This window comes from Bifidobacterium sp. A11, from assembly GCF_000499185.1.
GTDB lineage: Bacteria > Actinomycetota > Actinomycetes > Actinomycetales > Bifidobacteriaceae > Bombiscardovia > Bombiscardovia mizhiensis.
Genome location: NZ_AWUO01000014.1, coordinates 12,182 through 33,839, shown reverse-complemented (window position 1 = coordinate 33,839; position 21,658 = coordinate 12,182). Strand labels below are relative to the sequence as shown.

General features: G+C 61.7%; 30 protein-coding genes and 1 pseudogene. 28 read left to right on the top strand and 3 right to left on the bottom strand.

Translation table 11 applies throughout. The annotated features are described in order from the left end of the window. Positions 1-64: 64 nt before the first annotated feature. The 12 genes and pseudogenes from ssb to P273_RS0108495 all read left to right on the top strand — a co-directional run. Positions 65-463 (top strand): annotated as a pseudogene (gene ssb, locus P273_RS0108555) (single-stranded DNA-binding protein); the annotation flags it as partial. A 102-nt stretch (positions 464-565) separates the two neighbouring features. Further along, complete coding sequence (locus P273_RS09395; protein WP_155804752.1) at positions 566-988, top strand: hypothetical protein; 423 nt, start codon at positions 566-568, stop codon at positions 986-988. Beyond that, a complete protein-coding gene (locus P273_RS09665; RefSeq protein WP_024628034.1) occupies positions 981-1,391 on the top strand; it encodes an SLOG family protein in 411 nt (136 codons plus the stop codon). Before P273_RS09395 ends, P273_RS09665 begins: the two co-directional genes overlap by 8 nt. A 59-nt stretch (positions 1,392-1,450) precedes the next feature. Then, positions 1,451-1,843 (top strand): hypothetical protein, encoded by a 393-nt coding sequence (locus tag P273_RS09660; protein ID WP_155804751.1) that lies wholly within the window; start codon positions 1,451-1,453, stop codon positions 1,841-1,843. Beyond that, positions 1,833-2,726 (top strand): hypothetical protein, encoded by an 894-nt coding sequence (locus P273_RS0108530; protein ID WP_024628032.1) that lies wholly within the window; start codon positions 1,833-1,835, stop codon positions 2,724-2,726. The genes P273_RS09660 and P273_RS0108530 overlap by 11 nt, the downstream gene beginning before the upstream one ends. Further along, positions 2,723-3,235 (top strand): hypothetical protein, encoded by a 513-nt coding sequence (locus P273_RS0108525; protein WP_024628031.1) that lies wholly within the window; start codon positions 2,723-2,725, stop codon positions 3,233-3,235. The genes P273_RS0108530 and P273_RS0108525 overlap by 4 nt, the downstream gene beginning before the upstream one ends. Further along, positions 3,232-3,513: a hypothetical protein gene (locus tag P273_RS0108520; RefSeq protein ID WP_024628030.1), complete on the top strand. Its 282-nt coding sequence runs from the start codon at positions 3,232-3,234 to the stop codon at positions 3,511-3,513. The genes P273_RS0108525 and P273_RS0108520 overlap by 4 nt, the downstream gene beginning before the upstream one ends. Further along, positions 3,510-3,761 (top strand): hypothetical protein, encoded by a 252-nt coding sequence (locus P273_RS0108515; RefSeq protein ID WP_024628029.1) that lies wholly within the window; start codon positions 3,510-3,512, stop codon positions 3,759-3,761. The genes P273_RS0108520 and P273_RS0108515 overlap by 4 nt, the downstream gene beginning before the upstream one ends. Before the next feature lie 10 nt (positions 3,762-3,771). Continuing rightward, positions 3,772-4,026 carry a hypothetical protein gene (locus tag P273_RS0108510; protein ID WP_024628028.1) on the top strand — a complete coding sequence of 85 codons (255 nt, stop codon included), beginning with the start codon at positions 3,772-3,774 and terminating at the stop codon, positions 4,024-4,026. Then, positions 4,023-4,208: a hypothetical protein gene (locus tag P273_RS0108505; protein WP_024628027.1), complete on the top strand. Its 186-nt coding sequence runs from the start codon at positions 4,023-4,025 to the stop codon at positions 4,206-4,208. Before P273_RS0108510 ends, P273_RS0108505 begins: the two co-directional genes overlap by 4 nt. Continuing rightward, positions 4,205-4,945, top strand: coding sequence for a hypothetical protein (locus P273_RS0108500; RefSeq protein WP_155804750.1), 741 nt, complete (start codon positions 4,205-4,207; stop codon positions 4,943-4,945). The genes P273_RS0108505 and P273_RS0108500 overlap by 4 nt, the downstream gene beginning before the upstream one ends. 114 nt (positions 4,946-5,059) lie before the next feature. Beyond that, on the top strand, positions 5,060-5,551 hold the full coding sequence (locus P273_RS0108495; protein ID WP_172637268.1) for a DUF488 family protein: 492 nt from the start codon (positions 5,060-5,062) through the stop codon (positions 5,549-5,551). Here P273_RS0108495 and P273_RS0108490 read toward each other — a convergent pair. The 3 genes from P273_RS0108490 to P273_RS0108480 all read right to left on the bottom strand — a co-directional run bounded on the left by P273_RS0108490 (position 5,535) and on the right by P273_RS0108480 (position 7,080). Further along, entirely contained in the window at positions 5,535-6,329 is a 795-nt protein-coding gene (locus tag P273_RS0108490; RefSeq protein WP_024628025.1) for a hypothetical protein, read from the bottom strand. The two genes, P273_RS0108495 and P273_RS0108490, sit on opposite strands and share 17 nt — an antisense overlap. Positions 6,330-6,489: 160 nt before the next feature. Then, positions 6,490-6,630 (bottom strand): hypothetical protein, encoded by a 141-nt coding sequence (locus P273_RS10090; protein WP_172637267.1) that lies wholly within the window; start codon positions 6,628-6,630, stop codon positions 6,490-6,492. A gap of 249 nt (positions 6,631-6,879) precedes the next feature. Next, positions 6,880-7,080, bottom strand: coding sequence for an AlpA family transcriptional regulator (locus P273_RS0108480; RefSeq protein ID WP_024628024.1), 201 nt, complete (start codon positions 7,078-7,080; stop codon positions 6,880-6,882). A 242-nt stretch (positions 7,081-7,322) separates the two neighbouring features. On the opposite strand from P273_RS0108480, the gene P273_RS0108475 reads away from it, so the two are divergent. The 16 genes from P273_RS0108475 (at position 7,323) to P273_RS0108400 (ending at position 21,652) form a co-directional block, all read left to right on the top strand. After that, a complete protein-coding gene (locus P273_RS0108475) occupies positions 7,323-7,697 on the top strand; it encodes a hypothetical protein (protein ID WP_172637266.1) in 375 nt (124 codons plus the stop codon). Further along, positions 7,694-8,083, top strand: coding sequence for an HNH endonuclease (locus tag P273_RS0108470; RefSeq protein WP_051354181.1), 390 nt, complete (start codon positions 7,694-7,696; stop codon positions 8,081-8,083). Before P273_RS0108475 ends, P273_RS0108470 begins: the two co-directional genes overlap by 4 nt. Positions 8,084-8,209: 126 nt before the next feature. After that, complete coding sequence (locus tag P273_RS0108465) at positions 8,210-8,692, top strand: phage terminase small subunit P27 family (RefSeq protein WP_024628021.1); 483 nt, start codon at positions 8,210-8,212, stop codon at positions 8,690-8,692. After that, complete coding sequence (locus P273_RS0108460; protein WP_216476363.1) at positions 8,646-10,433, top strand: terminase large subunit; 1,788 nt, start codon at positions 8,646-8,648, stop codon at positions 10,431-10,433. Before P273_RS0108465 ends, P273_RS0108460 begins: the two co-directional genes overlap by 47 nt. A gap of 10 nt (positions 10,434-10,443) precedes the next feature. Beyond that, positions 10,444-11,706, top strand: a complete 1,263-nt coding sequence (locus P273_RS0108455; RefSeq protein WP_024628019.1) for a phage portal protein — start codon at positions 10,444-10,446, stop codon at positions 11,704-11,706. Continuing rightward, positions 11,703-12,488, top strand: coding sequence for an HK97 family phage prohead protease (locus P273_RS09655; RefSeq protein ID WP_024628018.1), 786 nt, complete (start codon positions 11,703-11,705; stop codon positions 12,486-12,488). The genes P273_RS0108455 and P273_RS09655 overlap by 4 nt, the downstream gene beginning before the upstream one ends. After that, positions 12,485-13,708 carry a phage major capsid protein gene (locus P273_RS0108445; RefSeq protein ID WP_024628017.1) on the top strand — a complete coding sequence of 408 codons (1,224 nt, stop codon included), beginning with the start codon at positions 12,485-12,487 and terminating at the stop codon, positions 13,706-13,708. The genes P273_RS09655 and P273_RS0108445 overlap by 4 nt, the downstream gene beginning before the upstream one ends. Positions 13,709-13,725: 17 nt before the next feature. Further along, positions 13,726-14,262 carry a hypothetical protein gene (locus tag P273_RS09650; protein WP_024628016.1) on the top strand — a complete coding sequence of 179 codons (537 nt, stop codon included), beginning with the start codon at positions 13,726-13,728 and terminating at the stop codon, positions 14,260-14,262. Then, positions 14,259-14,603 (top strand): hypothetical protein, encoded by a 345-nt coding sequence (locus tag P273_RS0108435; RefSeq protein ID WP_024628015.1) that lies wholly within the window; start codon positions 14,259-14,261, stop codon positions 14,601-14,603. Before P273_RS09650 ends, P273_RS0108435 begins: the two co-directional genes overlap by 4 nt. Next, on the top strand, positions 14,600-14,920 hold the full coding sequence (locus P273_RS0108430) for a hypothetical protein (protein ID WP_024628014.1): 321 nt from the start codon (positions 14,600-14,602) through the stop codon (positions 14,918-14,920). The genes P273_RS0108435 and P273_RS0108430 overlap by 4 nt, the downstream gene beginning before the upstream one ends. 9 nt (positions 14,921-14,929) lie before the next feature. Continuing rightward, the gene (locus tag P273_RS0108425; RefSeq protein ID WP_024628013.1) at positions 14,930-15,325 is read left to right on the top strand and encodes a hypothetical protein; all 396 of its coding nucleotides are present in this window, start codon (positions 14,930-14,932) and stop codon (positions 15,323-15,325) included. A 72-nt stretch (positions 15,326-15,397) separates the two neighbouring features. Continuing rightward, positions 15,398-16,099: a hypothetical protein gene (locus P273_RS0108420; protein WP_024628012.1), complete on the top strand. Its 702-nt coding sequence runs from the start codon at positions 15,398-15,400 to the stop codon at positions 16,097-16,099. 36 nt (positions 16,100-16,135) lie between these two features. Then, a complete protein-coding gene (locus P273_RS0108415) occupies positions 16,136-16,462 on the top strand; it encodes a hypothetical protein (protein WP_024628011.1) in 327 nt (108 codons plus the stop codon). Between the two features lie 125 nt (positions 16,463-16,587). Next, a complete protein-coding gene (locus P273_RS10010; RefSeq protein ID WP_155804746.1) occupies positions 16,588-16,740 on the top strand; it encodes a hypothetical protein in 153 nt (50 codons plus the stop codon). 2 nt (positions 16,741-16,742) lie between these two features. Next, positions 16,743-20,774 carry a phage tail tape measure protein gene (locus P273_RS09645; protein WP_024628009.1) on the top strand — a complete coding sequence of 1,344 codons (4,032 nt, stop codon included), beginning with the start codon at positions 16,743-16,745 and terminating at the stop codon, positions 20,772-20,774. After that, positions 20,771-21,652: a hypothetical protein gene (locus P273_RS0108400; RefSeq protein ID WP_024628008.1), complete on the top strand. Its 882-nt coding sequence runs from the start codon at positions 20,771-20,773 to the stop codon at positions 21,650-21,652. Before P273_RS09645 ends, P273_RS0108400 begins: the two co-directional genes overlap by 4 nt. Positions 21,653-21,658 lie beyond the last annotated feature (6 nt).

Sequence of the window (21,658 nt, the reverse complement as noted above, 5' to 3'; positions counted from 1 at the left end):
CAGGCGCTATCAGCACGCGGATGATCCGATAAATTTCAAGCCTTTCAGATGGAGGAAGTGAGAAATGGCTGGAGACACGTATCTGACGGTGGTGGGCAATCTGACGGCCGACCCGGTGCTGCGCACCACGTCCAACGGGGGCACGGTGGCGAACCTGACCATCGCGTCCACGCCCAGACAGTACGACAGGAACACAAGCCAGTGGGAGGACGGTGAGGCGCTGTTCATGCGCTGCTCGGCCTGGGACTCCACCTATAGTCCCATGGCTTCGAACATCCAGGCCAGCCTGACCAAGGGGATGCGGGTGGTCGCCCACGGCCGGCTGGTGCAACGCTCCTACCAGGACAGGGACGGCAACAACCGGAGCGTGATGGAGCTGCACCTTGACGAGATCGGGCCCGCCTTGTCCCGGAACACCGCCCAGGTGACCAAGAACCCCACCAGCACCAACAGCAACGGTGGCCGGCAGGCGCAGGGTTCGACCCTGCCGCCGCAGGATCCATGGGGAGGAGCCGACGATGACGAGCCCGAGTTCTGACCCGCATCCAGGCGAGCGGGTGATCGCATGAGCCGGCTCGGCACGGAACTATTCCGCGTGGCCATCGACGTGCCCAAGGGGCTCCTGCTGAAAAGCAACGGCAGCCAGGGAGTGGTGCATGCGAACGCAGCCAGGGCCAGAGACCTGAGAAGGCTCGGCTACATCAAGGGCCGGAACCTACGCATGCCCAACACGGTCAGCGAGCCCATCGACATGCTCACCGTGATCAGATACCCCAGGCGCACCGCCAAAGCCGACGCCCCCAACCTGTACCCGACCGTCAAGCACCTGGAGGACGGGCTGGTCCAGGCCGGCATCCTGGCCGACGACTCATACCAGTACGTCAAACAGCACATTTTCATGGTCGGGGAGCCGACCGGACGACCCAGGACTTGGCAGGTGATCATCACCGGACACCGCATCGAAGAGGAGGAGGACAGCCATGCGTGACAGGCGCATCATCATCACTGGCGGACGCAAGCGGGACTCCCAGGATGACTACGACAGAATGTCCGACATGCTGATTGACATCGGTGATTTCTGGAGCCGCTCGTGGGGTCTGGTCATCATCCAGGGCGGCTGCCCCGATGGGATAGACGCGTTGGCCCGAAGATTCGCCAAGGAATACGACGTGCCTTTCGAAACCTACCCTGGTGACTCCAAACAACACCCCCAGGACGCTGTGGAGGTCAGCAATCAGACCATGGTCGACCATGGGGCGCACTTGTGCCTGGCTTTCCCCAACGCGCTCGCGGACGGCCCGAGTCTGGGCACTTGGGACATGGTCCGGCGTGCTGTGGCGGCTGGGGTCGAGACCAGGATCTATCCAAAGGCTGGCCATGAACACGGATGATCTGCAGACCTTGGCCCTTCTGGCGGCGGCTGTCCTGCTCGCCTGGATGGGAGGACACCATGACATGGCTTAATGAGCAGACCCTGATGATCGCCCGGACGCTGCGCGAGCCCACATTCAGTCGGGGCGAGTATGAGCGTCGCCTGCACTGGGTCGCCTCCGGGCGCAAGGTGCGCGCATCCAGTAATGATCTGCTTGGCCGGCGAAGGAAGAGCAGGCCCATGATCCGCGTGCCTGACTGCCGGAGGCCCATCATCGATCTGAGCGGAGGCCGGTACGGGAGGCTGACCGTGCTCGGGTATGCAGGCAAGCGAAGCGGAAGGACCAGCTGGTACTGCCGGTGCGACTGCGGGCGGACGGGAGTCTACTCCGGCAGCAACCTGCACAACGGGCACGCCTGGTCCTGCGGCTTCCATCGAGGCAGGAAGGGAGGAAGCGGCCATGGCCGGTAGACGCGGATACGCGAAGCTGAAGAACGACTTCTATCTGAACGGCAAGATCCGTGAACTGCGGGCCTGCTGCCCGTCGGCTGTGGGCGCGTTCGTATTCGCGATCGCCTACTGCTCGGACAATCTGACCGACGGGCGTATCCCCGGTCGGGACCTGCGCTACGTGCTGGGGGTCACGGACGAGGAGATCGAGGCGATGTGCGCGGTCGACCTGCTGGAGCCCGACGGGGACAAAGGATATGTGATCCACGACTACACGGAGCACAACTGCCGGCGCGACCAGGTGGAGAAGAAGCGCGAGAAGAACGCCGAAGACTACCGGAAACGCAAGCACAGCCACCATTCAGACAGCACAGCCCCAGATTCAGACGGCATTCAGACGGATGAATCCGACCTGAGTCGGACAAAACACAAGAACACAAGAACACAAGAAGATTTATCTAACGATAAATCCCCCTACAGCCCCCCAGCGGGGGGCGGGAGCGACGACGAACCCGAATACCGGCAGCCATCCTCGCAGCCCACCCGCGAGTACGAGCAGATCATGAGCATCTACCCGAACCACGACAACCCCGACGACGGGTTGAGGGAGCTCAAGCGCGTCCTGCACCGGAAAAGCCCGCACACCAGCTTCGCCGCCCTCCTCAACGGCGCGCAGATCCTCGCCAACGAAAACCGCGACCCCCAATACGTTCCCACCCTAGGCAACTGGCTGAGAGCCGGCGGATGGAAGAACAAACCCAAACCGCGAGCGCGCCAACCAGGCCAGACAACCAGCCGAAGCCAGCAGAACCTGGACCACAACCGTCAGGTCGTGGCACGCGCCCTGGCCCTGGACCAGGAACAGGAACGCCAACAGCAGACAAGAAAGGAGCCGACCGCATGAGCAAGCGGATCAAATACTCGGAGGCAGCCCTGGTGTACGCCAAGATCATGAGCCACCACGGCAACGCCCCCTTCGACGACACGGACGCCCAACAATTCTGGCATGAGCTGGACGACCGGGTCAACCCACAGGACGCGCTCGCAGCCGTGGAGCAGTATTACGGCTCCCACCCCGGAACCGACTGGATGCGCTCGGGCGACGTGAACATCCTCACCAAACGGATGAGAGCCGCACGCATCCCCGACCAGGCGCAGATCGGCCGACTCATGGACCAGGCCGGCATCAGACCGGACCAGGCACTCGCGTACCGGAGAAGGCTCATCAGGGAGGCGGGACAGGGTGTGCCTGTCCAGGAGGCGCACGAATTGGCTGTGGAGGCCGCGCACCGGCAGGCCATTGAAGCGCCCAAGCCCGCCAAGCCTCGCCCGAAGCGGCACCGCTTCGTCGGCAGGGGACAGGCGCAGATCGGGGCCATAAGCCTCACAGATACGTTGGGTGGAGCGGCATGAGCGACCGTGTGCTGACCTATCATCGCCTGGCCTGCGACTGGCCCGGCTGCGAGGAGACCGCGCAGGACGACCTGTACGACGGCAACTCGACCTACGAGGAGGCCGTCAGCATGTGGGCCTACCTGCCGGACGAGGAGTACGACGATTTCTTCGATAAGGAGTTCATGCACGACCCGGCCACAGGGCGGGACTACTGCGCGGATCACTGGCACTACGACTGGCACGGCAAAAAATGGCCGCACCGTGTGCCCGGGCCTGATCCCGAGGAGCAGCCATGAGCGACATGACCTTTCCCGCACACACGCTGGCCTGCGACTGGCCCGGATGCGACCAGACCGCCCATGATGGCGAGTACAGCGCCTGGGAGAGCTACGACAGCGCCGTGATCATGTTCGCCGACCCGGACAACGACGGCAAATGGCTGCACCGGAACGACGGACGCGACTACTGCCCGAAACACTGGCACACCGACGACGACCTGGACGAGCGAGTCCCAGGACCCGACCTGGAAGATTCAAAAATTTAAAGGAGCAAGCATGAGAATCGTCAAATACAGGCCCAAATACTGGCTGATAATCCTATGTGCGCTTGGCGAGCTGCTGAACGGGATCGAAATCGGGAAGAGCATCAGTACGCACAACTGGGCGGCAATGTCAGTCTGTCTGATTTTCGCCTTTGACATAGCCATGATCATCGTCAACAGCATCGCCAGCAGCTACGTCACCATCGTCGGACAGCCAGCAGACGTGGGCCCAGACATGAAAGCAACCACATTCAGTGAGGAGTCATGACTCGCGCCAGCCAGCAGGCCAAGGCCCTGCAGGACATCCGCAGCGGCGCAAACGACGAGGAGCTGAAACGCAAATACGGATACTCGCCGGCCGTGATCCAAGCCATGCGGGAGACGGTCTCGCGTGAGTTACATCAGCAAGCCGCTAGCATCAATATCGACATGGAGGGACTGGAGTTTTGACCACACCACGATGCCCGATCTGCGAGGGCCTGCCCAGAGGGCCATTGTGCAAGACCCACCGGCAGGAGCTCGCCAAGACCATCCACCGGCTCAGGCTCGGCATGCAGGATCTCAAGAGCATGGAGCGGCGAGAGATCCGCTACTCAGATCATGGCGGGGGAGCCTCGCACCCGGCCTTTGCCCCCACGCCCATCGACATCAGCGCCGCCGACCTGTACGACCAGGTGGAGGATACCATCCAGGATGTGGCCGGCGACATCGGCCTCTGGGGTAGCAAAGCCCCACAGCTGCTCGCCAAACTGGCAGCCCGGATGGGCAGGCTTGCCGACGCGCCAAACAGCGGCAGAGACTACAAGTGCCTGACCAACGCGCTCCACCGGGTCAAACTGCGCACAACGCCGCCACAGGATCGGATCATCCACGGGCACTGCCTCAACCCGGAGTGCGGAGCCGACATCACGGGACTTCCCGACGACCAGATGGCCGCCTGCCCCGCATGCGGCAGCGTGTGGAGCGTGGCAGCCATCAGGCAAGCCAGGATGGAGGAGCTCAAAGGCCGGACCATCACCTGCACGCCCAAGGACGCAGCCGACTGGACGCAATGGCAGACCGGGAGGAAAGTAAATCGCAAGCAGGTGACCATGTGGCTGCAGCGCGGAAAACTGCCCTCGGCGGTCAAAACAGAGGAGCCCGGAAAGTGGGTGTTCGATACGAGTGAGCTCATAGCATGCGCATGAGCTGTAGAGCTTGACAAAACCGGCCTGTTGCCGTATAACTGTTACAGTTGGTTTTATTGTAAGGGTCGGGCAAAAGCGTCCGGCCCTTTGTTATTGATGTTGCATTTCGCTACAATGGTGATGATGATGAATGGAACTGGCGCGTCGATGATGGAAAGTAGACCACAGACCTTGAGCCGGCATAAGAACCGGATCATGGGATGGGGTTATGAAGGCAAGGAATTCCCGGATCTGGTAAAGGATTGCACGGACTGGGGAATCACCACCGTAGTGGACGTGCGGCTCACTCCATGGTCGCATAAGCCCGGGTTCACCAAGGCCCACCTCAGCCAATGGCTCGGTATGGAGGGGATCAATTACATTCATCTCAAGGCCCTGGGAAACCCGAAGTCCAACAGGGCCGGCTTTACCTCATCTTCGCTGTCCGAACAAATGAATGCCAAGCAGCTTTACGAGAAGGCCATGGACAACGCCGAATCCAGGGAAGCGTTGCAATACCTGGCCGATCTTTCGTCACAGGAACGCATAATGCTCTTGTGCTTCGAAAAGAACGAAGGTCAATGCCACCGTTCCGTGATAAAAGAACTGCTCAGGCGAATAGCGTAGACTGTTCCAAGTTAATCACTCCTCGTTTAGGATAGAAGAACGAGAGGATCATGAAGTCGGCAGGACGCTTATGCACATTCCCGACGAAAAACCACAGATCTCTGTCTTTGAAATGTTCGATGAATCGGTCTTGGATGAATTCCAGGGCCTCTCGAGGGTCTTCTCCTACCCATCGTTTATATGCTGCTGCTTGAACCTCCCAGTCGATTACTGACTGAGTATGCGAACGGCAATTAGCGTCCTGGCAGTAGTACTTGTATTTGAGAGAGACCGGGGACGGATACACGCGATGGAATTCGGGTCCGAACAGCGTGAGCACCTCCTCTTCATCGACGCCTTTCTCGTGTGCTTTCCGGTAATCGGGATTGATCTCAAGAGTCACTTTCTCAATCTTGCGCGGCTTCACGAGAGCCAGCGACTGGGCTCCGGTCTTGTTCACTTTCGCGTTACGGAGTAGCGTGCAGGAGTCAGTCTGCGCGAAGAAATCTTTCAAATATGAGCATCTATCGCGCCAGCCATCATTCGGTCGAATTATGTTACCAGTTGGGTGTATGCTACGGGGCTCCACCTCATAGCTTTCCGGACGATGATCATTATCCCTTTTGCGGATTCTGACGTTGATTATTTCCCATTTGCTGTACTGGGATTCCCGTTCGAGCTGTCTGAACGGTATCGGATACAGCCTGATAAAGGTATAAGGGATTTTATCGATTCGCAGCCCCGCAGTGCAGACCAGCTCGTTATACTCGCGTGAATGCGTCGGATACGTCTTGGCCATGATCAAGACTTCGGCGTCTTCGTATGCCTCATGAGGATGATGCGTCATACAGCCAAGTATAAGAGATGTTGACGGCAGCATCGGACGGTTGTGGATAACCAGGCTACGGTTGTGGATAAGCCTAGCAATGTCGGATATCCAGAGCTTCAAAGCGTCAAAGTCACTGACCGGCAGTCGGACCAAACAGTGATGGCCGCAGCCACGCCAGCCAGTCGCCAATGGCGTCGATCCATTCAGGGTGGGTAATGGAGACGATAACGAACGCCACGATGATTGCGTTCACGAAAATACTGAACCACATCGCTTTCCACTGCTGCCGGCCCGGATAGCAGCACGCTGTTTGCGATACACCACAGGACACGTCGTCCCAGGACGATGACGATGCACCGGACACTCCGGATCATACTGACACATGACACCAGCATAAGCCGCGTCACTTGCCCCATTGTCAGCACTTGCCCGCAGGTCTTCCCCTTGACTTCTCCCTGCGGGCATCATCCTTGCCTGGCCACGCCACAAACCCAACCTTGGACGCGAGCCAGGCAAGACCCTATTTTTTCTTGCGTGGTCTGCCGCCGCCGACCCCACGGCCTGGCCTGGCGGCGTTCCACTCGTCGATGGTGCTTTCACTCCAGCCGCGGGTACGCCCCACGTACACGTCAGGCGCAGGCAGCCTGTAGTGGGAGAGCGCGCCAAGGGTCACGCCCAGGCGTTCGGCCACCTGCGTCATACTGAGGTACCTGCGGGTCATTGCCTGCGTCCCGCCGCAAGCCCGAACGAGCCAGCGGTCATTCCGAAGACCCCTGCCGGGATCGGCTGCCAGAAGGCGAGGGCGAGGCTGCAGACGCCTAGCGCTAGAGCGATCCATCCGAATGTATTGAACCTGTTCATGATTTGTTTCCTTTGGTTTAGTCTGGAAGACGGGGGTTCCGGTTTCTATGGGCAACCGGAACCCCTCTGTCATGTCATCGCTTCCTGTTTTCGATGATGGCGATGACCGCGGCTATCGCCGACACCGCCGAAGCGATGGAGCTGATTGCCGCCCAGATGTTTTCCATTGGTTTCCTCCTTTCTGATTACAATTACTATAATAACAAACTCGTTAAAGTATTCAAGTACGACACGCCGAGAAAGCCTTGGAAAATGAAGCAAAACAATCCGAATACCCACATGGTTGAACCGCCGGAAGCAGGCAGACGGGCGGACGACCTGCACGCCATCGCCCACCAGCTCACCCGCATAGCCGACACCATGCAAGGCCAAGGCATGCAAGTCACACGCGAGGACGCGCTCAAAGCCTGGCCACTGCGCATGTACGAGGACGAATATTTGCACGCCCTGCAGGATCTGGGCATCGAGCTGCTATGATGCCCACCAGACCCAAAGGCAGATGCACCTACCAGGGCTGCACAGCCAAGGCAGTCAAGGATGGCAGATGCGCACAACACCAGAGGCCGGCATGGAGCAGACCCTCAGCCCACACCAGGCAGCTCGACCCCGCAGCCTGGCGCAAAGCCAGGCAGGCAGCACTCGACCGAGACCGGCACAAGTGTGTACGATGCGGCAAGCCAGCTAAAGAGGTGGACCACGTCTGGGAGATCGCCGACGGGGGCAGCCTGTACGACCTTGCCAATCTCCTGTCTCTCTGTCATGACTGCCACGCGGCCAAGACCCTCGCCGCCAGACGCAGACGCGGGCACAAGGGACGAGGGTCCGGCTTGGCGGCCAGGATCTTCGACCAGCTGGATCGTTGACATGACAGGGGTAGGGGGTCGATACCATGGACATTGTCCATGGTTTCCGCGCCGCCGAAACTCGCATTTTCGCGTCTCAGGTTTTCGTTTTCGTTTTTGGCCGGTTTTGGCTTGATTGGAGGGATTATGGGACGCAGAGGCCCATCACCAACTCCGCCGAAGCTCAGGCTGATCAATGGTCGTGGGGATGGCCGTGATTCGGGCGGTCGGAAGGTCAAGAAGGCTCCGGACTTCGAACGTGAGCGTCCGAAGATGCCCTCCTACATGCCGAGTGCGGCTAAGAGCACGTGGAAGCAGGTCGTGGAGGCTCTGGACCGGCTTGGCATCCTCAAGAAGGTGGATGGTCCCAGCCTTGAAGCCTACTGTACGGCGGTCTGGCAGATGCGTGAGGCGGTCAAGGAGCTGCAGGCGAACGGCGGCCTGTCGGTGGTCACCGACAGTGGTGTCCCCAAGCCTCATCCGGCGGTGAGCGCGCTGAAGGCCGCTCGTTCTGACATCCATACGTTTGCCCGTGACTTTGGGCTGAACCCTGCGGCGGAAGGCGATATTTCAGGGATGGGTGATGATGATGGCGACCAGGAGGAAAACCCGTTCGCCATGCCTGCCTAGCCCTTACCGGATGGTCGACGACTTCGAGATGCCCTCCCAGGAGGAGTTGGGCCGTCTGAAGCTGTCTCCGGAGGTCGCCTGGTACATGCTCTCCCGTGGGATCAGCCTCCCCGAGGAGTGGCAGACTCCGAAGATCAAGACCGCCGAGCCGCGTGATGTGGAAGGAGCCTACTTCGACCCTGAGCGGGTCGACCGGGTGCTCATGTCCTTCCACGTGCTGAGGCACACGCAGGGCAAGTGGGCCGGCCGGCACCTGGACCCGGCATCCTGGCAGATCGCCTGGATCCTGGCCCCGGTGTTCGGCTGGGTGCATCGGAATTCGGACGGTCAGATCGTGCGGATCATCCATGACTTGTATGTGGACGTGCCTCGCAAGAATGGAAAATCGACCCTGTCGGGCGGGATTGCCGTGTACATGTTGGGCGCTGACGGGGAGGAGGGTGCGCAGGTGGTGTGCGCCGCCTCCACCGAGCACCAGGCGGGCTTCGTCTTCCAGCCGGTGAAACAGCTGGTCGAGAAAACCCCGGCGCTGAAAGGCGTGATGAAGGCGCATCAGAAGCGCATCGTGCATATGGCTTCGGGCAGCTACATGGAGGTCATCAGCTCGGCCGCCGACGCGGCGCACGGAATGAACCTTCACTGTTTCATCTGCGATGAGCTGCACGTGTACAAGACCCCTGACCTGGTGCGCACCCTGGAGACCGGTCGAGGCTCCCGCACACAGCCGCTGGGCGTGAGGATCACCACCCCTGATGCGGGCAAGTCCGGCACCATCTACGACGAGACCCGCCACTATGTGGAGCAGCTGGCAGCCGGCACCATCAAGGACCAGTCCTGGTACGGGGTCGTCTGGGGCGCTGACGAGGACGACGATCCTTTCGCAGTCGAGACGCAGATGAAAGCCAACCCCGGCTACGGTGTTTCCCCGTCCGCCGACTACCTGCAGGAGGCGGCAAGGAGGGCTAAGAACTCGCCCGCCGAACTGGCCAACTACCTTCGACTCCACCTGGGCATCCGCACCAAGCAGGAGACCAGGTTTTTGACTTTGAAAGCCTGGGATAGGAACGCCGGCACCCTGGATGAGCAACGGCTCCAAGGCCGCAAATGCTACGGAGGCTGGGATCTGGGCTCCGTGTCCGACCTGACCGCCTGGTGCCTGCTCTTCCCGGAAGGCGAAGGGTACAAGTGTCGGATGCGATTCTGGTGCCCGGAGGCTGCGGTCGATGATCTGGACCGGAGGACCTCCGGGAATGCCAGCGTGTGGGTGCGTGACGGGTTTTTGGTGCCCACGCCTGGCGATGTGACGGACTACTCGTACATCGAGCAGCAGATCCGCGCCGACCTTGAGGCCTACAGCATCCAGACCATCGGCTACGACCCGTGGAATGCCACCCAGGTGGTCAACGACCTGGAGGAGTCCGGCCTGTCCGATGAACGCCTCACTCCTGTGCGGCAGGGGTTCAAGACCCTCTCACCGGTGCTCAAGGAGCTGCAGAGGCTCCTGCTGACCGGCACCGCCGACCATCCGCTCTTCGAGCATGGCGGCAACCCGGTGCTGCGTTGGAATGTGGATAACTTGGCGGTCAAGACCGATGAGAACGGCAACGTGCAGCCCAACAAAAGGGACTCGAGGGACAAGATCGACGGCGTGGCCGCCATCTGCGACGCTCTGTCCGAGGCCATGACCCGCAGGAAGACCCTGAAACCCAACCCCTACGCCTCGCACGGGCTGTACGCATAAGGAGGACGGCATGATCTGGCCCTTCAAACACCGCAAACATGCTGAAAAGTCCGTCCAGGACTTCCAGACGGGCACGGTGCGCGGCCGATGGTACGTGGTGGACCCGGGCATGCCCCTGTCCGCCAACACGGAGGCCATGAGCGTGTTCGCCACCCAGCCCAGCGTGCGCAAAACCGTGGAATTCATCGCCCGCAACGCCGCCAGGATCCCCATGAAGGTATACCGGCGTGACGGGGACAACGACCGGCCTCTGGTCACCGACGGGCCTTTATACGATCTGGTCAAATACCCGACCGCCTACCACGGGGCCTACCGGTTCTGGTTCGACCTGATCTGCGACATGCTGGTCTACGACCGTTTCGCCGCCAAGCTCCTGCCGTCCGCCACATCACGCAGCGGATGGCAGCTGTACCGGATGCCCGCCTACACGTGGCGCTTCACCTGGACCGGCTTCGAGGATGTCCACGCCATCCAGCTGACCACCGCCGACAACAAGAGCAACACCGTAGGCCTGGATGGTGTCCTCTGGGATAAGGGATACGGCAGCGCCAACGGCGTCTCCCCGATGCAGACGCTCAGCCAGACCCTGCGCGAGTACGCAGAGTCGGTCAAATGGCGGCAGGCGATTTGGAAGAACGGGGCACGCATCCCCGGCATCTTCGCCATGGACCCTGAAATGGAAAAGCTGGACGACGAGTCCCAGCGCCGACTGGAAGCCGACATTGGTGACTACCTGGAAAACGGCGGCAAGGAGGGCCGGTCGCCGGTCCTGCAGGGCATCCACTGGGAGAAGGTCGAGGCTTTCAGCCCCAAGGACGCACAAGAGGTGGAGGGGCGCACCCTGGCGGACATCGAAGTGGCGTCCGCCTACCATGTGCCCCCCGAAATGGTGGGAGCCAGGGAAGCCAACTATTCAAGCACGCAGGCGTTCCGCGACTCCCTCTATAAAGAGACTTTGGGTCCCATCTTCACTCAGCTGGAGCAGGCTTTCAATGCGCAGATCGTGCCCCTGGTGGCTGATAATCCGCGTGAATACGTCGAATTCGACCTCAATGCAGCCCTCCGAGGCAGCTTCACGGAGCAGGCAGAAATTTTGCAGAAGGCGGTCGGAGGCCCATACATGAGCATCAACGAAGCCAGAAAAGAGCAGAATCTTCCCGCAATGGGGCCTGAATACGACCAGATCATCGACCTGTTGAATACCAAGCGCGGGGGAGGGCCGGAAGCGGACCCGACCGACTCCGGGTCACAGAATTTGGGAGGCAGCCAATGAAGCCGCACACTCTGAAACGCTCCACCGCAGCCACGCTGAAAAGCGTCGGCGATGAGGGAAGCCTGGGCAAAGGCCAGTTCACGGCCTTGGTGAGCGTTTTCGGCAACGTGGACAGCCTGGGCGAAGTGGTCATGCCGGGGGCTTTCACCGACACCCTGGCGCAATGGCAGGTCAAAGGGGACCCGATCCCCGTGGTCTGGTCCCACCAGTGGTCCGACCCCATGTCACATATCGGCGAGGTGCTCGAAGCCAAGGAGACAGACCAGGGCCTGGAGGTCACCGCCCAGCTGGACATGAGCAACCCCACCGCTGTGCAGGTCTTCAAACTCCTCAAGGATCGCCGCGTCACTGAATTCTCCTACGCCGGCGAGGAGTCCGACTTCAAAGTCGTCGACAGCCCGGAAGGGCCGATCATCCAGGTCGGCAAAGTCGACCTGATCGAGCTCGGCCCATGTCTGAAAGGGGCGAACCCCGCCACCGTGCTCATAAGCACCAAAAGCCAGGACGAAGCCGAACAGCCCGAAGCCGAACAGCCCGACAAGGAAGAAATCGAAGACTCCAACCCGGAAAACAAGGACGATCAGCCCGACCCGACGCAGCCTGACGACGGGCTACGCGACCTGGTAAGGCAGACCGTCCAAGAAGAACTCGCCTCCCAGTCCGCTCAGGCGGACGGGAAGCCGCAGGAGGACGCGGAAAAGACCGCGAAAGCCTGCACTGTGCCCGAACTGACCGCGTGGGCGGCGGAAACCGAACTGAATCTCATGGAAGGAACACTATGAGTCTCGAAGACCAGCTGAAGGATATCCTCGCCCAGGCCAAGACCCTGGCGGTGAAGGCCCAAGAGGAGAAGCGCGAATTCACCGACGAGGAGAACACGCAGATCCTCGACCTGAAGAAGAAGGCCGACGACCTCAGGGAAAGGATCAAGAAGGCCGACGAGGCGCAGGCCGCCTTCAAGGCTCTCGCCGGCCCTACCGAGGAGCATAAGGCCTCCTCTCCAGTCGAGCCGGAGGAACGTCCCGCAGCGAAGTCCTACGGCGAAGCCTTCGTCCGCAGCAAGTCATATCAGGAGTTCAAGGACAATCTGCCGCTTTCCGGCGGCCATGTGAACATCGTCGCCCGTCAGCTGCATGTCAAGTCCGACTCGGCACCCCTGTCCACGGCTCTGCCCGGAGCCATCGTGCCGCAGATGCTGCCCGGGTACACTGACCTGACCTATCCGCAGCCCAACACCTTCCTCTCCCTGATCAGCATGGGCACCACGTCCACTTCCTACGTGCAGTACCGTCAGCTGACGGCAGTCACCAACAACGCCACCAAGGTCAAGGAAGGTGATCTGAAGCCGCTGAGCACCCTGTCCACCGAAGTGGCGGAGGCCCATGCCTTCACTTTGGCGGACGGCGTGAAAGTCACCAACCAGGAACTGGCCGACGACGGCATCATCGCCAGCCTGATCAACACGGTGCTCACCCGGAACCTGGCCTCCTACAAGGAGAACATGGTCCTGAACGGTGCCGGCGGATCGGAGCAGCCGACCGGCATTCTGAACACTCCCGGCACGGTGAGCATTCCCTTCGACACGGACATCGTGCACACCGTCTCCCATGCCATCACCCAGCTGCAGCAGCTGGTGCCCGGCATCAGCATCCAGGCGGTCGTCCTGAACCCCGCCGACAACGAGGCCCTGAACCTCATGCAGGACAAGAACGACCGGTACCTGTCCAACGCCCCATTTGCCACCGGTCCCTTCACGCTGTTCGGCGTGCCCAGGATCACCTCCAGCATCGTGCCCAAGGGCAAGGCCCTGGTGGGCGACTTCCATTCGGTCCAGCTGTTGAACAAGACCCCGCTGGGTATCACCGCGTTCAACCAGAACGAGGACGACGCGCGCCACAACCTCACCTACGTGAGGGCCGAGGAGGAGGACATGCTCATGATCCGCGAGCCCAAGCGGATCGCCGTGGCCTCCATCGCCGGCAGCGCGCCAGCCAGCAAGTGACCCGTGAGGAGGCAGGCATGAGCGGACAGCAGGACCAGCCGAAGCCGCTGGCATCCCCGGATGATCTGGCGCAGCGTCTCAACTGCAAGCCCGACGACCCGAAGCTGGCCTTGTGCCTGCGGCTTGCCTCCGACCGTTTCACCGGCCAAAGCCGCAACCCCATCATCCAGAGCACGGACGCGGTGATCCTGGACGGGACGGGCGGCAGGACCGTGCGCCTGCCCGTCCGGCCGGTCACGGACGTGGACAAAGTCCTTTTCAACGGCCAGCCTGCCGATCCCGAGTGGTCGGCTGACGGGATGCTCCGCTTCGCTCATCCGGTGGACGGGTGGCGGAGCATCCAGGTCACCTACACGCACGGCTACGACCCGGTGCCTGGTGACGTGGAGGATGCGGTGCTGGAGCAGGCGGCGGCCATCTACCAGGTCATGCCCGGGCTTGCCTCCTGGACTACCGGGGAGGAGTCCCGCACCTACAGCGTCGCCCAGTCCGTGGGCACCAGCGCCGCATGGAGCGCCGCCATAGCCAAATACCGGATCGGAGGCATCCTATGACCGGCCTGCACGGGGACACGATCACCATCAAGCACCGCACCATGGGCGCGCCCGACGTGGACGGCCAGCCGCAGGAGACCACAACCGCCCGAACAGTGACTGGGTGCAGCGTGCAGCCTGTCACCAATGCGGGCGACGTGCTCTTCGAACAGGACATCCTCCTGGGCCGGTGGCGGGTCATCGGCCCGCAAGGCATCGTCCTCTCCGACCTGGTCGACGGGGACGACACCATCGGATGGAACGGGCATGATTACCGGCTGGCCAGCGCCGTGCAGGAGTACACACCTGCCGACGGGCTGGGCTCGCACAGCGAACTGTACATGATGGAGGACCACCGATGACCAGCGGAGCATCAGTCGACGAAAAATGGCTGGAGAAAAACATCCTGGAAAGCCCGGCAGTACGCCAGGGCCTGAACGACATCGCCGCCAGGCTCCTGCCAATCTGCCAGAGGCTCGCCTACCAGGAAGGCTGCGACGAGTTTGCCGACTCCTTGCGCATCGAGACGGGCACCAGGCCGGGCACCAAGTCACCCACCGGCATCAAACGCCCCTACGCGCGGGTGATCGCCGGCAGCGAGCACGCCTCAGAGCAGGAGCACGGCTCCCTACGCTACCCTCGGCATAATTTCTTCCGCCGAGCGGCATCGCAGCTCTAGGAGGCGACCATGGACCCTGTCAGATGGCCGCAGCATCTGCGGCTGGTCAACCAATGGATCGCCGACAGGACCAAATACCACCCGTACACGGTCCTGCCCGACGACAAGCAGCTTATCGCATCGCTGCCATTGGTCAAGACGAGCCTTAGCCCGTCCGGGTCCATGGGCCCGGTGGAACGCTCAGTGAGCGTGGACATCGACCTGCTTGCCGGATCCTGGGCCGACATGAGCCCGCTGATCCAGACCATGGACTCGTGCATGGCCTCCCTGGCCGGTAACGGCAACAAATACGGGTACGTGGACGACATCTCAGGAAGTGCCTTTGCCGACGTGCCTTTCGGCGACCCGGCCATCCTGCGCTGCACCGCAACATTCAGCCTCGTCATGAGACCCGTAAGCCACTAACTCCAACCAAACAACCCATTTTCAGGCCACTCCGACAGGGGTGGCCTTTTGCATATGCAAAAGGAGCATCATATGACCGACCCCACAATCCAGACCATGCCTGCAGGAGTGGCCACCCGAGACGACACGGCATCAACCCCTACGGCTACGCCGACCATTGCCGACGTGCAGCAGTACATGCAGAACGATCCGGGCAGCGTGCGCAAGCACGCGACCATGGTTCTGGCCATCGCCGACTATTCGACCCCTGCGCCGGAGAAGTTCTTCGGCGACGACGGTCTGCCCTTCCAACTGCCCGACGGGTACAAGCAGATGGGCTACGTGACCACTAAGGGCGTGGTCGAAAAGCGCAGCGTCAAGACCGACGACACGACCATGATGCAGGACCTGGAGCCCGTCCGATCCGACCTGAGCTCTTCCACCCGCCAGATCGATGTCACCTTCGGCGAGGCAAACGCCTTCACGGAGGCTCTGCGGGCCGGCCTGCCGGTCGCCTCCTGGCCCGAAAGCAAGAACTCCAAGACCTGGGCCTACACGGAGCGCGGGCTCAGCCAGCTGCCCCTCTACCGCATCTACCTGATCGCCCAGGACGGAGTGGGTGCTGACGCCGTCTACCGGGTGGAGTTCGCCTACAAGGCGTCCATCAGCGGCTTCGGCGACCGCACTCTGGACCGTCCCGACACCGAGGATCTCGGCTTCACCTTCGATGTTCTGACCGATGAGAAGACCGGTAAGCAGTACACCAAGATCTCCAGCGTCAAGACTGCCGCCTGAACACCAGCCCATCCAAAACACATCTAAGGAGCATTTATGTCAACTAAGTATTCCCTCCACGCTATTCGTCAGAAGTATAAGGAAACCCATCCCGGGGTCACCGACACCATCGACTTCACTGTCCAGGACGGCAAGGATGCGCGCGTCTACCACATAGAGCATCCGCTGCTCCAGTCCAACAAGACCAAGGAGGCGGTCACAGCCGCCGCCACCGACATCGACATGGCCAAGGCCGTGCTCGGCGACCAGTGGGACGACTTTATTGCTGACGGCGGGCAGGTGTCCGACGTAATGCTGCTCATGAATGAGATCGGCGAGCGGATGGAGGCCACCACCCCTGACGGGGTCCCTACACGGCGCTAGACCTCCTCGACGCTGACGGCCACCCGGAGGAGCTGGAAGCCGCCCTGTGTGAGCAGTACAGCCCCCGTGACCCGATCGCGGAGTACTGGCGCGGAGAAATCACCCTGAGAGCCCTCGCCGTCCTCGTGCGCGGGCTCAAACCCATCAACCCGCTCTCCCTGGCCATCGCCCGGGATGAAAAGGAGCGGGACAAGCATCATCGTCCCGAAGACGATCTCGACGGGCAGACGAAAACCGAACTGGACGCCCTGGCGTCCCGCATCATCCCAGGAGGCTGAGCATGGCCGGCGTGAACTCGGTGTGGATGGACGTTCTCCCCAATCTAGCGAATTTCGCCAAACTCCTGCTGACTGGGACGACGGATGCCGCCAAGCAGGCCGGTGCAGCCTCCGGGAAAGTCTGGTCGCAGTCCATGGCGGCCGCCTCCAAGACCGATGTGCTCAAAGCACAGGTCGATACCCTCAAGGATGCCGAATCCAAGGCCAAGCGAGCCGTCGACGACGCCACCCGTGACATCGCCAAAGCTCGCGACAGGGCAGCCGTTGCCGCCAAGAACGAGGAGGCTGCAGAAAAGCGCCTCTCAGAGCAGCTGAAAAAGTATGGCGAGGGCTCCTCCCAGGCTTTGAAGGCTGAAGCGCAGCTTACAGCCGCCCGTGGCAAGTCCAGGCAGGCCAATGAGGCGGTCAGCTCTTCGGAAAAGGCCCTCGAAGCGTCCAAGAAGGCCAGCAAAACATCAACCGATCAGCTGACCAAAGCCAACAAGGACCTCGCCAAGGCGACCGACGAGCAGCCCTCCAAGTGGGCCAGCTTCGGCCAGTCTTTGGATGGAGTCGGCGGCAAGTCCAGCAAGCTGAAGACCATCTGGGACAAGTCCCGCAAAAGCCTCAGCCTGCTGGGCCTGGGCTTGGGGGCCGTCGGCATCGCGCAGTGGATGAAAACCAGCGCCGACGCCGCCGAAGGCTTCCAAAAGCAAATGAATCTGCTCGTCACGGCCGGCGGCGAGTCCACGAAGAACCTGCATGGCGTGGAGGAAGGCATCAAGAGCATCGCCGTGCAGACCGGAATCAGCACCAGCCAGCTGGCCGAAGGCATGTACACGATGGAAAAAGCCCAGATGCGCGGTGCCGACGGGCTCAGAGTCCTCAAGGCCGCAGCCCAGGGAGCCACCGACGAGCAGGTCGACCTGGGCGTCATGACCAACGCCCTGACCTCCATCATGCGCTCCTACAACATCCCCACCAGCAAAGCCTCCAGCGTCACCAACCAGCTGGTGAGAGCATCCGGCGAAGCCAAGACCAGCATGCAAGAGTTCGCTGGCTCCCTGTCCACGGTGCTGCCCGTCGCATCCGCAGCAGGCATCAGCTTCGCGGAGGTCGGCGGCGCTGAAGCGACCCTGACCTCGCACGGCACCAGCGCCCAGGAGTCTACGCAGGAGCTGGCCAACACGATCCGCGCTCTCCAAGCCCCGAATGCGGTGGCCGTCAACGAGATGCAGCAGTTCGGCATCAGCAGCGTGGACGTGGCGCAGAATCTGGGCAAGCGCGGGCTGACCGGCACGATCAGTTACCTGTCGGAGACCATACTCAAGCACATGGGGCCCTCCGGCACCATCCTGCTCAACGCTTTCAACCAGAGCAAATTCGCTGCCCAGGACGCAGCCACTATGTTCGGGAAGCTCACAGGCAAGGCCAAGGATCTCGCCAAGGGCGTCATGGACGGGTCTGTTACCCTCAACGACTACCGGCAGGGGCTTAAAGCACTTCCGGATCAGCAGGCCGCATTGGTGCGTCAGTGGGACCAGATGTACAACAAGAGCAAAGGCTTCAACGACCAGCTCAAACAGGGATCACCCCAGGCTCAGACCTATACGGAAGCCCTGAAGAAGATCATGGGCGGGGCCACCGGCATGAACACTGCACTCATGTTATCCGGTGGAAGCACCCAGACCTTCGCAAAGAACGTCAAGGGCATCAGCGACGTGGCCAAGCAGAACGGCAGGGACATCTCCACCTGGGCGGAGACCCAGAACACCGCCCGGGTGCAGACCGACCGCTTCAACCAGGTTCTGGACACGAGCCGCATAACTCTCGCCTCGAAATTCCTGCCTGCCCTGACGGGAATGCTGCGGTGGCTGGTCAACGGGGCAGTCGCTATCGGCGATTTCACGTCTCGTAACAAGCCTTTGATCGGTGTGCTCGCTGGTGTCGGAGGATCCATGCTGGCCCTGGTGGCCGGCGTGAAAACCTATATAGCCGTCACGAAAGCCGGAACGGCAGCCAACATCATCTTCACCAACGGTATGAAGCTCCTCAAGCTGGCATTCATCGACAGTCCGTGGGGATGGGTCGTACTAGGCATCGGCGCAGTGGTGACAGCCCTCACTGAGGCCTACAAGCACATCACGCCCTTCCGCAATGCTGTGAATGGAGTTTTGAACGGAATCAAGAACACGGCGGCCACCGTGGGACGTTGGCTTGCGGGGCCCTTCGTGAGCTTCTTCCAAGGCGCTTGGTCCAAGGTCACCGCAGTCGCCAAAGGCGCATGGAGTGTGCTTAAGACGGTCGGGCAAGGAATCGTCCAGGTGTTCAAGTTTCTGATCACTTTTGTGATCACGTCTTTCGTCACTCCGTGGGTGATCGCCTTCAATCTGCTCAAAAAGCCGGTGGAGGACCTGTGGCACAAGGTCGTCCAGCCCGCCTTCAACGGCATCCGGCAGGCCATGGGCAACGCTTGGAACTGGATCAGCGTGCATGTGATCACCCCATTCAAAAATGGGATCAACGCGCTGGGCAACGCATGGAACGGCCTGTATGAGCAGCATATCCGCCCCGTCTGGGACTGGATTGTGGCCAAGTTCCGCGATTCGTGGAACTGGATCAAATCCCATGTCATGGATGCCTGGAACCGTGAGGTTCGAGGATGGGCGAGCATTTTCCATTGGCTGTACGACAGTGCGATCCGCCCGGTATGGGACTGGATCAGCTCCAAGTCGCAGGCATCCTGGAACTGGATCGACCGTACCGTGTTTGGGCCCTTCCGGGACGGCATCCATGCCATCGGTCAGGCTTTCGAAACGACCAAGGACTGGATCGGCAGGTCCTGGGACCAGATCAGGGATGCTGCCGCCAGGCCCGTCCGCTGGGTGGTCGACACCGTGTACACCAACGGCATCAAGGCCATATGGAACAAGGTGGCAGGTGCGGTCGGCCTGGATCTGAAGCTGCCGGACGCTCACTTTGCGGAGGGCGGCATCAATCCGGGGTATGCGCCTGGGCAGGATACGATCCTGGCGATGACCTCGCCTGGCGAAGCCTGGATGGTGCCCGAATGGGTGCGTGCCGTAGGCCCCGAAAACGTCTACCGGTGGAATCGCCTGGCCCGCCAGGCCGGCCCTGCGGCTGTGCGTGCTGACATGGGCTTCTCTGTGGGCGGTGTCGTGCCTCGCTTCGACCTAGGCGGCATCGTCCAGAATGCGGAGCACTGGCTGTCCAACGCGGCCAAGAGCATCGGCGATTTCCTCAGCGATCCTGGCGGGACGATTACCCGGCTGATCGTGGACCCGGTCAAGAAGCTCTTGGCAGGCATCGGCGCTGGCGACTGGGGGAGGCTGATCGCCCAGCTGCCGGTCAAGGTCATGCATGGTCTGGTCGACAAGGCCAAGAGCCTGATCTCCAGCATGTCCAGCGCAGGGTCCGGCGGATCGGGTGTGCAACGCTGGCGTGGACTGGTGATCCAGGCCCTGCACATGCTGGGCCAGCCTGACAGCTGGACCGACACGGTGCTCCGCAGAATGAACCAGGAGAGCGGCGGCAACCCAGCCGCCATCAACAACTGGGACAGCAATGCGAAAGCCGGCATCCCCTCCCAAGGGCTCATGCAGGTGATCCCGCCGACCTTCGCCGCCTACGCTGGGCCTTTCGCCGGGCGTCCCATCACCGACCCGCTGGCCAACATTTATGCGGGCCTGAACTATGCGCTGCACCGGTACGGGAGCCTGGCGGCTTTGAACCGGGCAGGCGGGTACGCGGAGGGCGGCATCGTCCCCAGCCTGTACGACAAGGGCGGCTACCTGGCACCCGGGGTGACCATCGTCAGCAACCAGTCCCAAGACCCTGAGCTGGTGCTCACCGGCGACCAGCAGCGCGCCCTCTTCGCCAAGGACGGAGACCGTAAGGAGTCCCGGGCTGAGAAGATGCCGCCCATGCAGGTGATCATCAACAACTACGGGGTCAAGGACCCCTACGTGCAGGGCACCATCGACGGCAGGACAGCCGCCCATGCGCTCATGCAGTCGGCGATGGGAGAGTCATGAGCTACATGCCCGCTTACGCGGAGATCCACTACGGGGACAGGACGGTCCTGCTGGCCGGCAGCAAACGGCAGGAGCGCCCTGACGGTCTCGGCATCACCACGGAGGGTGTGGAAGGCTGGCGCAGCACCCCGGAGGCCAAGGTCACGCTCACCGAGCGTGCATCAGGCAACGGGGCGCACGACATAGCACCCTCGGATATCCTCTACTCGGCCAGGACCGTAACCATCCACTGGGTGGCGCTGGCCGAGCAGCACGATGCGGTGATCGCCTCCCTCAACCTGCTTCTGTCCGCCGCCGGCCATCTGGTCCGCCTGCGCGTGGTGGACGGGACAGATGACACGTATGCGACCGGCTATGTGACCGTGTCCGGTGATGCCGCGTGGCATGAGGGCCGCATGGTCGGCACCATGAACGTAGTCTGCCCCCGACCCGAGCGGCTCTCCTGGCTGTCTACGGACTTGCAGGTGTACCCGGTGTCCTCCACATCCGGAGGCCTCTTTTACGGGGACAAGGGCTTGGGTCTTGTATATCCGCTGTCGTATGGCGCGACTGCGGGCTCGCCGCAGAGCGTGGCCCTGCTGCGCAACAAGGGTTCCGCCATGGCGTATCCGGTGGTCACGGTGACTGGTCCGATGCCTGACGGGGTGCTCCTGGTGGGCTCGGATGGCAGGGCTTTGCAGTGGTCGGGCAGCGTGGGCATGGTTCCCCTGGTCCTGGACTGCCGGACGCAGACGGCATCAATGGGTGGCGTGGATGCGAGCCGCCTGCTCACCCGGCGCGGCTTTCCGCTGGTTCCTGCCGGCGGGTCCCTGTCGGTGCAGCTGATGACCCCCGGAGATGGCTGGGCGACCATCAGCGTCCATGACACATATATGTAAGGAGCG

Coding starts and splice junctions, on each gene's coding strand:
- P273_RS0108460 (WP_216476363.1), top strand. CDS start 8,646: ATGATGATGGCGACCAGGAGGAAAACCCGTTCGCCATGCCTGCCTAGC.
- P273_RS0108475 (WP_172637266.1), top strand. CDS start 7,323: ATGACCGCGGCTATCGCCGACACCGCCGAAGCGATGGAGCTGATTGCC.
- P273_RS0108455 (WP_024628019.1), top strand. CDS start 10,444: ATGATCTGGCCCTTCAAACACCGCAAACATGCTGAAAAGTCCGTCCAG.
- P273_RS0108520 (WP_024628030.1), top strand. CDS start 3,232: ATGAGCGACCGTGTGCTGACCTATCATCGCCTGGCCTGCGACTGGCCC.
- P273_RS0108490 (WP_024628025.1), bottom strand. CDS start 6,329: ATGGCCAAGACGTATCCGACGCATTCACGCGAGTATAACGAGCTGGTC.
- P273_RS0108495 (WP_172637268.1), top strand. CDS start 5,060: ATGGTGATGATGATGAATGGAACTGGCGCGTCGATGATGGAAAGTAGA.
- P273_RS09665 (WP_024628034.1), top strand. CDS start 981: ATGCGTGACAGGCGCATCATCATCACTGGCGGACGCAAGCGGGACTCC.
- P273_RS0108420 (WP_024628012.1), top strand. CDS start 15,398: ATGACCGACCCCACAATCCAGACCATGCCTGCAGGAGTGGCCACCCGA.
- P273_RS0108525 (WP_024628031.1), top strand. CDS start 2,723: ATGAGCAAGCGGATCAAATACTCGGAGGCAGCCCTGGTGTACGCCAAG.
- P273_RS10090 (WP_172637267.1), bottom strand. CDS start 6,630: ATGTGGTTCAGTATTTTCGTGAACGCAATCATCGTGGCGTTCGTTATC.
- P273_RS09395 (WP_155804752.1), top strand. CDS start 566: ATGAGCCGGCTCGGCACGGAACTATTCCGCGTGGCCATCGACGTGCCC.
- P273_RS0108470 (WP_051354181.1), top strand. CDS start 7,694: ATGATGCCCACCAGACCCAAAGGCAGATGCACCTACCAGGGCTGCACA.
- P273_RS09650 (WP_024628016.1), top strand. CDS start 13,726: ATGAGCGGACAGCAGGACCAGCCGAAGCCGCTGGCATCCCCGGATGAT.
- P273_RS0108530 (WP_024628032.1), top strand. CDS start 1,833: ATGGCCGGTAGACGCGGATACGCGAAGCTGAAGAACGACTTCTATCTG.
- P273_RS0108510 (WP_024628028.1), top strand. CDS start 3,772: ATGAGAATCGTCAAATACAGGCCCAAATACTGGCTGATAATCCTATGT.
- P273_RS0108430 (WP_024628014.1), top strand. CDS start 14,600: ATGACCAGCGGAGCATCAGTCGACGAAAAATGGCTGGAGAAAAACATC.
- P273_RS0108445 (WP_024628017.1), top strand. CDS start 12,485: ATGAGTCTCGAAGACCAGCTGAAGGATATCCTCGCCCAGGCCAAGACC.
- P273_RS0108400 (WP_024628008.1), top strand. CDS start 20,771: ATGAGCTACATGCCCGCTTACGCGGAGATCCACTACGGGGACAGGACG.
- P273_RS0108435 (WP_024628015.1), top strand. CDS start 14,259: ATGACCGGCCTGCACGGGGACACGATCACCATCAAGCACCGCACCATG.
- P273_RS0108425 (WP_024628013.1), top strand. CDS start 14,930: ATGGACCCTGTCAGATGGCCGCAGCATCTGCGGCTGGTCAACCAATGG.
- P273_RS0108415 (WP_024628011.1), top strand. CDS start 16,136: ATGTCAACTAAGTATTCCCTCCACGCTATTCGTCAGAAGTATAAGGAA.
- P273_RS0108465 (WP_024628021.1), top strand. CDS start 8,210: ATGGGACGCAGAGGCCCATCACCAACTCCGCCGAAGCTCAGGCTGATC.
- P273_RS0108505 (WP_024628027.1), top strand. CDS start 4,023: ATGACTCGCGCCAGCCAGCAGGCCAAGGCCCTGCAGGACATCCGCAGC.
- P273_RS09655 (WP_024628018.1), top strand. CDS start 11,703: ATGAAGCCGCACACTCTGAAACGCTCCACCGCAGCCACGCTGAAAAGC.
- P273_RS0108480 (WP_024628024.1), bottom strand. CDS start 7,080: ATGACCCGCAGGTACCTCAGTATGACGCAGGTGGCCGAACGCCTGGGC.
- P273_RS09645 (WP_024628009.1), top strand. CDS start 16,743: ATGGCCGGCGTGAACTCGGTGTGGATGGACGTTCTCCCCAATCTAGCG.
- P273_RS09660 (WP_155804751.1), top strand. CDS start 1,451: ATGACATGGCTTAATGAGCAGACCCTGATGATCGCCCGGACGCTGCGC.
- P273_RS0108515 (WP_024628029.1), top strand. CDS start 3,510: ATGAGCGACATGACCTTTCCCGCACACACGCTGGCCTGCGACTGGCCC.